10 protein-coding genes and 1 pseudogene are annotated in these 10,579 nt (G+C 63.7%); 6 read left to right on the forward strand and 5 right to left on the reverse strand.

Going from position 1 to position 10,579, the window contains the following annotated elements; genetic code table 11:
• Positions 1-251: 251 nt before the first annotated feature.
• Positions 252-1,055: pseudogene (locus LN996_RS17850) on the reverse strand (DUF4194 domain-containing protein); the annotation flags it as partial.
• Positions 1,048-2,505, reverse strand: coding sequence for a DUF3375 family protein (locus LN996_RS17855; protein ID WP_231341741.1), 1,458 nt, complete (start codon positions 2,503-2,505; stop codon positions 1,048-1,050). The pseudogene LN996_RS17850 and the gene LN996_RS17855, both read right to left, overlap by 8 nt.
• Positions 2,506-2,752: 247 nt before the next feature.
• On the opposite strand from LN996_RS17855, the gene LN996_RS17860 reads away from it, so the two are divergent.
• The gene (locus tag LN996_RS17860) at positions 2,753-3,055 is read left to right on the forward strand and encodes a hypothetical protein (protein ID WP_231341742.1); all 303 of its coding nucleotides are present in this window, start codon (positions 2,753-2,755) and stop codon (positions 3,053-3,055) included.
• 62 nt (positions 3,056-3,117) lie between these two features.
• A complete protein-coding gene (locus tag LN996_RS17865) occupies positions 3,118-5,082 on the forward strand; it encodes an acyl-CoA dehydrogenase family protein (RefSeq protein WP_231341743.1) in 1,965 nt (654 codons plus the stop codon).
• A 4-nt stretch (positions 5,083-5,086) separates the two neighbouring features.
• Here LN996_RS17865 and LN996_RS17870 read toward each other — a convergent pair whose 3' ends face one another.
• Positions 5,087-5,542 (reverse strand): YchJ family metal-binding protein, encoded by a 456-nt coding sequence (locus tag LN996_RS17870; RefSeq protein WP_231341744.1) that lies wholly within the window; start codon positions 5,540-5,542, stop codon positions 5,087-5,089.
• 135 nt (positions 5,543-5,677) lie between these two features.
• On the opposite strand from LN996_RS17870, the gene LN996_RS17875 reads away from it, so the two are divergent.
• Positions 5,678-6,571, forward strand: coding sequence for a hypothetical protein (locus tag LN996_RS17875; protein ID WP_231341745.1), 894 nt, complete (start codon positions 5,678-5,680; stop codon positions 6,569-6,571).
• Here the strand turns inward: LN996_RS17875 and LN996_RS17880 are convergent.
• Positions 6,568-7,083, reverse strand: a complete 516-nt coding sequence (locus LN996_RS17880; protein WP_231341746.1) for a hypothetical protein — start codon at positions 7,081-7,083, stop codon at positions 6,568-6,570. The genes LN996_RS17875 and LN996_RS17880 overlap by 4 nt on opposite strands.
• A gap of 64 nt (positions 7,084-7,147) precedes the next feature.
• Positions 7,148-7,639 carry a flavin reductase family protein gene (locus LN996_RS17885; protein ID WP_231341747.1) on the reverse strand — a complete coding sequence of 164 codons (492 nt, stop codon included), beginning with the start codon at positions 7,637-7,639 and terminating at the stop codon, positions 7,148-7,150.
• Between the two features lie 274 nt (positions 7,640-7,913).
• On the opposite strand from LN996_RS17885, the gene LN996_RS17890 reads away from it, so the two are divergent.
• From LN996_RS17890 to LN996_RS17900, 3 genes are all read left to right on the forward strand, one after another.
• The gene (locus tag LN996_RS17890; RefSeq protein ID WP_231341748.1) at positions 7,914-8,948 is read left to right on the forward strand and encodes an aldo/keto reductase; all 1,035 of its coding nucleotides are present in this window, start codon (positions 7,914-7,916) and stop codon (positions 8,946-8,948) included.
• Positions 8,949-9,112: 164 nt separating this feature from the next.
• On the forward strand, positions 9,113-10,216 hold the full coding sequence (locus tag LN996_RS17895) for a sulfite oxidase (RefSeq protein WP_231341749.1): 1,104 nt from the start codon (positions 9,113-9,115) through the stop codon (positions 10,214-10,216).
• A gap of 78 nt (positions 10,217-10,294) precedes the next feature.
• Positions 10,295-10,579, forward strand: a 285-nt coding sequence (locus LN996_RS17900; RefSeq protein ID WP_231341750.1) for an RNA-binding S4 domain-containing protein, incomplete at its 3' end; no start/stop codon positions are given.

Raw genomic sequence — 10,579 nt, forward strand, 5'->3', positions numbered from 1 at the left:
GCACTTGGGTCGCCTATCGCGGCGGTACCGGACACATGCTCTGCATGCTCCCTCGTACCTCGCTTAGACGCATGCTGCCGCATGTCCCCGGCATCGCCGCTCGCTTCGGTGAGGTGCTCGCGCGAGGTAGACGACGCCGATGCCGCCCCGGGAGTGGCTTCGGGCCTGTCGGAGCCGGCAGCATCGTCCGCAGGACGAGTGCTGTCCGGCGAAGGGGCGGGGGCGGCATCGGCGTCGTCGTCCCCATCCGCGGAGGATTCAGAGGGGTCCAGGTCCAGGAGGGGTTCTGTTCCGGATTCGTCGGCTGCTACTGCTATCAGGGCCTCTATTTGGGCTGGGATGTCGCCGATGTTTTCGAAAGGGAGTGCCAGGGGAAGGGCGTTGCTGATGGTGTAGCTATCGTCCAGCGGGGTGGGGAGGATGAGCTGGCGGGCAAGGAGCTTGGTGATGGTGCGGGTGACCACGTCGGAGTCGCGCAGGGCGTCTTGCTGGCCCGCGGGAGTGTAGTTGGCCACGAGGTCCGAGATTTCCTCGCGGGTGATCGTTGGGTCCGTCTGGGCGGTGACGTGGCGGTCCAGCAGCAGGCGAAGGCGGAGCAGGACGATGGTTTCCACTCGGCTCAGGGCTCGCTGCTGGCGGAGGATGCTGGACCGGGAGCTTGCTCCGATGATGTCGGGATCGACCGGGCGGAGAACTGCGATCTTGCGGTCGTGATCGAGCTGGAGGGTGAGGAACAGCTCGGAGAGTCGGCTGCGGAGGATCAGCTGGTTGTCCAGGAGCGTGGTCCACAGTTTCTCGTCCCGGCCACCGTCGATGTACGGGCCTTTCAGGAGCTTCACCAGTGCATGCCGCACCTTCATGGGGAGCACCCCGGTGTCACCGGGGAACAGCGCCGCACCGTCCACGAACGAGTCGCGCGGTGTGACCCGGAAGGGATCCGCATGAGTGATTTCAGCAGCGGGCTCGGCCACCGGTTCGGCCGCGGCGGCCTCAACCACCTCTTCGGTGGCCTCATCCGCGTCGGTGACGTCCGTCGTCGTGATTTCCTCAGTCATCAGAATCCTCATTCAGCGTGACGACGGGCAGGTACGCCGTGCGGATGCTGCCGTCGATTTGTTCGAAGTCAATGTGTTCCCAGGCTGCCCGGTCGAAGCCAGCGCCCGATTGCAGAGCGATGGACAACAGGGTGCGGACCGTGTTGATGTGCCGTTCCTCGGCGGGCAGGTTGTCCCAGGCATCGCCCAAGGTAGCGGCACCCGCCATGGCAGCCCGCACAACAGCGGGTTTGGCTTTGCCCGTGCGGGCGGAGCGCACCCGGTCCGAGTCGCTGAAAGCGATAGGGTCCGCGAGGCGCGGAGGCGTGGCGAATTCGTCGGGGTCGAAGAGTTTGACCATGGCCAATGACTCGAACCCGGCGTTGAACAGGACGGGCCCGCGGACCAGTCCGGGACGGTCGCGTTCGTACGGCAAGGAGCGGATCGCCTGCTCGGCCTCTGCCAGCACCTTGCGCAGGCTGACGGATTGCCGGACGTCGTCGCTTTGGATGTACGTGTTCAGGCTCTCGGAGAGTTTGCCGTAGATCCTCTGGATGTGGCTGTGCTGCGTGCGCAGTTCGGCCACCAGGTTTTTCAGCGTCTCGCGGTCCTCGTGGGAGAGGTCATCCGCGAACTGCCGGCTCAGCACCTCACCGATCGCCGAGCGGAAGCGCAACTGCTGCTGCGGATCCTCCAGAAAGGCAGTGAAGGAGCGGAAGGTTCGCCCTTCGGGGCTCTGGCGCAGGCGCTTGTCGGCCTCCAAAACCTGGGCCATCGTAGCGCCCTTGCTCAGCGACTCCTCGATGATCTGGTTGCGGAGCTCGCCCACCAGTTCCTCGATGCGGTCACGCATCTTCTTGTAGTCCGCGGGCAGGCTGGCGGCGAGATCCAGGATGTTGCCGGCCGCTTCAACAGCTTCCTCGTCGTCCAGGAGACCGTCGAACTCCCCGGAGCTGATGTCCTCCACCAGCTGCTGGCGCTCGTGGATTTCCTCCTCCAGGGCCTCCAGGCGCGCGCTTTGGTCCGGGTTGGTTTCGTTGGCGAGCTTCTCCACATCGCCCAGAAGTGTGCCGAGCCGCGAACCGTTCAGCGTGGAACGTTCGCTGGACAGGCTGTCCAGGAAGGCGAGCACGCGGGCCGCGGGTTCTGTGACTTCGTAGACGATGTGGCCGGACTGGTTCCTTCGCGTCAGGAACTGCTTGCGCGTCCATTCATCTCCGAACAGCTTGCCGTTCTGCTGTCCACCGAGGGTGGGATCCTGGCGGCGGAGCTGCTCAAGGAAAGCGTCGACGTCGGCATGGAACTCTTCGAGCGGAAGCTGCGGCCGGGTGCGGGTGAAGGATGCTTGCAGCACTGCGATGACCCACGGCGCCGAACGCGTCAGGGCCCACGCTGGGCCCTTGGTCAGCTGTTCGAGGTCGCGAAGCCTCGCGCTGATGGCGTCGGCGGAGGACATGGCTGAACGGGACAACTACTCTCCTTCAGCTGCTGCGAAACCTGGCTGGCAGCGGAAACTGCCCCGTACAAGGTTAACGCAGAGCGTCAGAACCTCCCCACCGCAACCATTTCGTAACCTACCGCGCGGTATGGTTTCGATCCCATATCAACGGAGCCGCGACGCGTTTCCGCTCTGGCCCGAAGGCACCCCCACCCCTAGTGTCAGAACATCGACGCAGCCACGCCGCGCCGACCCACGCACCGTCGCTCCGGGGGGAACCATGGATTTCGATTTCACTGCGCTGGAAACAGGCACATACGTAGTTATTGGAACGCTGCTGTTTGCTGCACTCTTGGTGGCCTTCATCGCAGCAGCAGCAATGGCAACAATCATTCTTATCGGGGCCATGGGCATGGCCTGGTACGCCGTTAAAGGCGTCCTCGGGGGCCTGGTCCACGGCATTAACTTTGCGTGGGAACGCCTTGTTCACCACGCTGGACAAGTGGAAATTCCGGCCGAATTCCAGCCGCAGATTTCCCCTAGCACGGGTAGCTACTCGCGGGTAGCATTGAGGGACAGCTGAAGGGTTCCCACCCAAGGCGGACCCTGGCTCCATCCGGCACAACCGGCTAGAGGAGTTACCCCATGACGTCCGCCACTGACAACAGCCTCGCCGCAGCAAGCGTCAATGCCACCGCAGAGGAAGCCCGCGCCGTCGCCGAAGCCGCGCGCGAAACCGAGTGGAACCGGCCCAGCTTCGCCAAGGGCCTCTACCTGGGCAGCTTCGACCTCAGCCTGATCCACCCATGGCCACAAGCGCGGGCGGACGATGTGGAGCGGGGCGAGGAGTTCATGGCCCGCTTGCTGACGTTCGCCAAAACCATGTCCGGCCGCACCATTGAAAAAGACGCCAGGATTCCGGATGAGTACCTCAAAGGGCTCGCGGACCTCGGCGTTTTCGGCATGAAAATCCCACGTGAATACGGCGGCTTGGGGTTGTCCCTGGTCTACTACGGCCGTGCGCTTGCCCTGCTGGGGTCGGTGCATCCAAGCCTCGGGGCCCTCATTTCCGCACACCAGTCCATCGGTGTCCCGGAGCCCGTGAAGGAATTCGGCACACCCGAGCAGAAGAAGGAATACCTGCCGCGTTGCGCCGCCGGAGCCATCACTGCCTTCCTCCTGACAGAGCCCGACGTCGGCAGCGACCCAGCGCGGATGGGCGCCACTGCCGTACTGTCGGACGACGGCGGTTCTTACGTTCTGGACGGCGTGAAACTTTGGACCACCAACGGCGTGATCGCTGAGCTCGTGGTGGTCATGGCCAGGGTTCCCGCACATACCGACGTTGACGGGACCGAGCACAAGGGCGGAATCTCCGCGTTCGTGGTGGAGATGGACTCCCCCGGCATCACCGTGGAGAACCGCAACGCCTTCATGGGCCTGCGCGGGATTGAAAACGGCGTGACCCGTTTCCACCAGGTGCGGGTACCTGTTGCCAACCGGCTCGGCCGCGAGGGCCAAGGACTCAAGATCGCCCTCACCACCCTTAATACCGGCCGGCTTTCCATTCCCGGTCTCTGCGTTGCCGCTGGGAAGTGGAGCCTGAAGATTTCCCGCGAATGGTCCAACGCCCGGACCCAATGGGGTCGACCGGTAGGCAAGCACGAAGCCGTGGGAAAGAAGATCGCCTTCATCGCCGCGACGACTTTTGCCCTGGAGGCCGTGTTTGAACTATCCGCCGAGATGGCCGACGCGGGCCAAAAGGACGTTCGCATCGAAGCGGCTCTTGCCAAGTTGTGGTCTACGGAGTTGAGCTGCCGGATCGCCGATGAGCTTGTCCAGATCCGTGGCGGCCGTGGGTTCGAAACCGCAGAGTCCCTTGAAGCCCGCGGCGAACGCGCCGTCCCGGCCGAGCAACTGCTCCGGGACCTCCGTATCAACCGGATCTTTGAAGGTTCCAGCGAGATCATGAAACTCCTGATCGCCCGCGAGGCAGTGGACGCGCACCTTGCCGCTGCGGGCGACCTCGCCTCAGCGGACGCGAGCTTGCAGGACAAGGCGAGGGCCGCCGTCGGGGCCTCTGGCTTCTATGCCAAATGGCTGCCGAAGCTTGTGGCCGGAGCCGGGATGGATCCCCGGTCCTACGCGGAGTTCGGGCGTCTGGCCAAGCAGCTGCGGTTCGTTGAGAGGTCCTCGCGGCGGCTTGCCCGGCAGACCTTCTACGGCATGGGCAGGTGGCAGGCAAAGCTGGAATATAAGCAGGCGTTCCTGGGCAGGATCGTGGATATCGGCGCCGAACTGTTCGCCATGGCGGCCTGCTGCTCCCGGGCCGAAATGCTACTCCGCAAGCACCCGGAGCAAGGTGCCGCCGCCTTTGAGCTGGCCGAAGCATTCTGCGAGCAGGCGCGCGTGCGGGTGGACGAATACTTCGACCAGTTGTGGAGAAACACGGACGACGTCGATCATGACCTGTCACGCAAGGTCCTCACCGGCGACTACGCGTGGTTGGAGGCCGGGGTCCTGGACCAGTCCGAGGGAACCGGGCCGTGGATCGGCGATGCTGCCCCGGGCGCGTCAACCAAGGAAAACCTGCACCGCAAGTATCGGTGAGGCGCTAGCGAACGTCCCCGTCGACGTAAAACCAGCGTTTGCCTTCCCGAACAAAACGGCTGGCTTCGCGCTGGACGCCGCGTTCGCCGTCGAGCCTGTAGTGTGCGGCGAATTCCACGGTGCCCGTCGTGTCCAAAGGTCCGCCGTTGGCGGTGCCGACGATGTCCAACCGGCGCCACTGCATGTCCGGATCGAGATCCATGGATTTCGGTCGCGTTGAGGCGTGCCAGGTGCGCAGGAGGTAGTCGGGGGCCAGGACAACGAAGGCCGAATACCGGGAGCGCATCAATTGCTCCGCAGTGGGCGCGTCGGCGTCGCCGCGGTGGAAGCGTGCGCAGCAATCGTCATACTGCTCCCCGGAGAGGCAGGGGCACATGCCGTTGCGGAGTCGGGCAGGTTCAGGGGTCACGAGTTCCCAATCTAAGGCTGTAAATGAGAGCTGGGCAACATATTTTCCCACGCCATATAACAGCTTTGAAACAACCCCGCCAGAGTAGGGGGCGGGGCGTGATTCCGTTGGTGCTGGACCTTAGGCTAGATACGCAAGCTGGGTGGGCAATGCGCGCATCACAAAACGACAGCCAGGGGAGGCTACGTGGAGGATCCGACAACACTCGCCATCAACCTGACGTATTTGGGAACACTGGGGCTCGCCGTCCTGATGTTCCTGGGTCTCGGGTTGATCATCATCATCACCCTGGTGGTGGCTGGAGTTGGGCGACTGCTGTCGATTGTCCTCCTGGCGATGGTGGGAATCTTCCCCAAGAAGGAAACCACTCCCATCGTCCAGTTGCCCCCGCGTCCCGCCCGCGTTCCAGTCCCGGTAACGGGCGACGTCGAGTCTGTCGATTCTCCGCTGGATGACCTCGCCTACCTCGAAACGGGATCCACCGCGCAGGTGCAGGCTGCGACAACTGTCGCACCGGCTTCAGCCCCGGCCAAGGAGCCTGCTGCCACGCCATCGACGCCCGCGGCACCCAAGCGAGACCTCCTTGGAGACGTTCGACGGCGGCTCTCGGGTACGGCGGCCGCACTCAAGGAAGGCGCCTGGAAGTCCAAGGTTGACCCCCGAAAACTGCCCAAACCGGCAGAGGTCAAGTCAGTGGTGGGAAACCAGACCGCGCATCATCCAATCGTTGTGGCAGCAACCAAGGAACCCCCTGTCCTGTCCAAGGACTGGGCCGAAGCGGTTGCCAAAGCAGACGAACGGGCAGCCGCCCGCGCAAAGTCCGAGCAACCGCCCGCCATCAAGGTCACAGTCCGCGACCTTGACGAGCCCACTCCCTCCTCCAACGGGAAAACGCCCGGACCGAAGCGGCCGGATGCCCCGGCCAAGAAGCCTGACGGCGGTCCCGCCAAGCCAACCGATGCCAAGACCCCGGTTCAAGGCAACGACGCACGGAAATCGGGCCCGAACACTTCCAAGAATGGGAAGTCTCCGAGCCCGATCCGAAAAGGGTCCCTCAGCAGCGCCAGCCGCAACTCCTAGGCGGGCTTCTGGGCGGTGCGTGGTCGGGCCCTCCCCTGGAGCGCCCACCTGTCAGCAACCCAAGCACCCATCGCAGCGCCGAGGACGAGTCCGGGTAGCCACACAATCACATGACCTATCCACATCCCAGTCGTGAAAATGTTCACCATGATATCGGCGGAGTTTACTGACCCACGGGGCGAATCGCCGTCGAGCATGAACACACCGTGGCGGTCCATCCAGACTGCTCCCTCAACTGCGAGCACAGCCAACAGGGCAACAGTGCTGGACAAGAAGGCGAAGGATCCGGTCATGAGCCCAACGCGGAATGAGCCAGCCAGGAAGGCTGCTGTTACAGCGGCAAGAAAGATGATGACGGCCGGCACGGGAACAGTCACCAAGAGGACTCCGGGACCGCCGTCGCCCAGTTGAAACCGCGAGGTTACGAACACAATCGCAGCGACCAAAACGCCGGCGCCCAGCGGCAAGGTCACGGCCAAACTCCAGGCGGCGGGCCGAGGATTGCTCTCCATAAAACAACTCTAGGTACGGAGCCTCCGGGTGGCCAGAGTATCCGCCGGGGCTTTGTGGGAACGGCTACGCGGCCAACTGCCGGAACGACGCGCCGTGGTAGATGAGCGGCTTGGATTCGAGGTTGATGGTGGTCGCTTTGACCTCCAGGACCACGATCGCGTGGTCCCCTGCAGGCGTCTCCGAGACAACTTCGCATTCAAAGCCCAGCACGGCGCCATCGATCAGGACCGCGCCTGAGTCGCTGACGCTCGTGTCCAGCCCCGCGAACCGGTCCCTCGTTTTGGAGGCCAGCTGCAGCGCGGCACCTTCCTGGCCCTCGGCAAGGACCGAGACACCCAATCGTTGAGCCTGGCGGAGCTTCGGCCAGGTGGTGGAGGAGTTCTGCACGGCGAACATCACCAACGGCGGTTCCAATGAAACGCCCACTGTGAAGGACGATGCCACCAAAGCTTCCGGCGTGAAATCCACCATCGCGCTGAACGCTGCGACTCCGGACGGGAACTGCGCAAATGCAGCCTTGATGGCTGCCGTTTCTTCCACTGTGGTCTGTGTCATTCCGCTGTCCCCTTCGTGCGTTGCTTGAGTTCCTTTCCCATAATTCACCTGCATTCGGGAACGGCAATATTTGTTGATCCGGAAGACATTTGTGTTGCCGTGTGTCAAGAAATGTCGCGAAGTAAGGCCTCCTCCATTACCTCCCAAGACGAAAAGCGAAGAAGTTCTACCGCTTGCGTTCATGCCTCCGGCGGCCGTGTGTAGCCTCGATTGAACATCCAGGCCACCGACTCAGGCCTGGACCCCCAGCACTGTCCCACCACAGGAAGCCGACATGAGCCTCAACGAGCTACGAACGCTTGGACGCACTGGCGCCCTGATCAGCCCCCTCACGCTGGGCACCCTCAATTTCGGCACCGGCGCCGCACCCACGGGGCCCGCCGAGAGCATCCGCATCATCAAAGCAGCGCTCGACGCCGGTATCACCAGCGTGGACACCGCGGACATCTACTCCCAGGGCGAGGCCGAGACCGTGGTTGGCCAGGCTATCCACGGCCGGCGCGATGACGTTTTCCTCGCCACCAAGTTCCACGGCCAAATGGGTTCCAACCCGGCGCACGCCGGCAATTCCCGCCGGTGGATCGTCCGGGCTGTGGAGGACAGCTTGCGGCGCCTGAACACAGACCGGATCGACCTCTACCAGGCGCACCGTCCGGACTACAACACCGATCTTCTTGAGACCATCACCGCCCTGAACGATCTCATCCGGCAGGGCAAGATCCTGTACTACGGCACGTCCGTGTTCAGCCCGGCCCAGCTTGTTGAGGCGCAGTGGATCGCCAACACCAACCACCTGACCCCGCCGGTAGTTGACCAGGTACCTTATTCCCTTCTGGTGCGCGCCAACGAACGCGACGTTTTCCCCATCACCCAGCAGTACGGCGTCGGGGTTCTGAGTTACGGACCGCTCGACGGCGGGTGGCTGGCCGGTGGCTACCGCGTCGGCGCCGGCCAGCCTGAAAGCTCTCGATCGGCTGCCGTTCCGGGGCGTTTCGATGTCAACGCGCCCTTCAACCAGGGCAAGCTGCACGCGGTCGACGCCTTGTCACAGTTGGCGGCCCGCCACGGGTTGACCCTCATTCAGCTGGCTGTGGGCTTCGCCCTGAACCACCCGGCGGTGACCAGCGTGGTCATCGGGCCACGCACCGAAGACCACCTGACTGACTACCTGAAGGCCGCAGACGTGGTGCTGAGCGAGGCCATCCTCGACGAAATCGACGACATCGTTGCCCCGGCTGTGAACTTCCTCGAGCGCGACGCCGGCACCGTGGCACCCCACCTTGAGTACCCGGAATTACGACGCCGGTAGTCGCCTTCCGTTGTGAGGCCCGGTTTGCGCGTTACGTGCTTCCGTGAGGGCGCAGAGCAGGCCTCACAACGAGCTATTGACGCAGGTTCGCCCGTGGCGTGATCCTTGTCCTAAGTGCTGCGGCACTCCGCAGCGATTAGCTTCCAGTAGAACGCCGCCGTCCCATGTCCAAACACCATGTCAAGCAAAGAGCAGCGAAAGCCGCCACCCCCGGACAGCCGACCGAAGGTCCCCTGACCCACGAAGAACTGCAACTTTCAGGGCGGAACCATTCCATGCCGCTGGAAGCCCTGCACGACGACATCACGCCGGCAGGCCTTCATTACTTACTCATCCATTTCGACATTCCGCACGTTTCCGTTGAGACATGGAGGCTGCGGTTGGGCGGGGCTGTTGAACACGGTCTTGATTTGAGTCTTGAGGACATCAAAGCCAGACCGGCTGTCACCCTGCCTGTGACCATGGAATGCGCAGGCAACGGGAGGTCGCTCCTGGCACCGCGACCCCTGAGCCAGCCTTGGGTCCTTGGTGCGGTGGGCACAGCCGAGTGGACCGGAACTCCCTTGGCACCCCTGCTGGAGGAGGCAGGGTTGGCGAGTGACGCCGTCGAACTTGTCTTTACCGGTGCCGACAACGGTATCCAAGGCGGCGTCGAAGAGCCGTATGCCCGCAGCCTGACCGTCGCTGAGGCGATGCATCCCGAAGTGATGCTGGTCTACGCCATGAACGGGAATCCCCTGCCGATCCAGCACGGATTCCCCCTGCGGCTGCTGGTGCCGGGTTGGTACGGCATGGCGAGCGTGAAGTGGTTGACGTCGATTGAAGCCGTGACATCCCGGTTCATGGGGTTCCAGCAGGCGGTCGCTTACCACTATCTGCAAGGTCCCGACGGCCCAGGCCTGCCCGTGACGCACATCCGTGTTCGCTCGCTGATGATTCCTCCCGGGATTCCTGATTTCTTCACCCGACGCCGCATCGTTGACGCCGGTCCCGTAATGCTGCACGGCCGCGCGTGGTCCGGACACGGCGAAGTGGAACGGGTGGAGGTGGGGATCGACGGCGAATGGATGCCTGCACATGTAGATCCGCCGCTGGGTGATTTCGCGTGGCGGTCGTGGTCCATGGTGTGGGTAGCCAGTGCGGGCGAGCATGTGCTGCGCTGCCGGGCGATGGATACCTCGGGCGCACTGCAGCCCACCGACCAGGTGTGGAATTACCAAGGCATCGGGAACAACATGGCGCAGCGTGTTGAGGTGACGGTGCGGTAGGTGTCTTTTGGGGATCTGCCGCGCTGCTTTCCGGCGTTCTCGCCTGCCCGCTCCGCCGCGGTTAGACTCGTTCCAATCATGAGCATCCCGTCTTCTTCCCCAGCCAACGTCCGAGTCGACGCCTGGTTGTGGGCGATACGCGCCTACAAGACCCGCTCCGCTGCCACGGCCGCCTGCCGTGCCGGGCACATCCGCATCAACGGAAACCCGGTGAAGGCTTCGCAAAGCGTGATCATCGGCGACACCATCCGGGTCCGCGAATCCGGGTGGGAACGGATCTTCGAGGTGCGGCGCCTGATCGCCAAGCGCGTCGGAGCCGAAGCCGCCTCCCACTGCTTCACCGACCACACTCCCCCGCGCCCC

The organism is Arthrobacter sp. AK01 (assembly GCF_021109375.1).
In the GTDB taxonomy this organism is placed as follows: domain Bacteria; phylum Actinomycetota; class Actinomycetes; order Actinomycetales; family Micrococcaceae; genus Arthrobacter.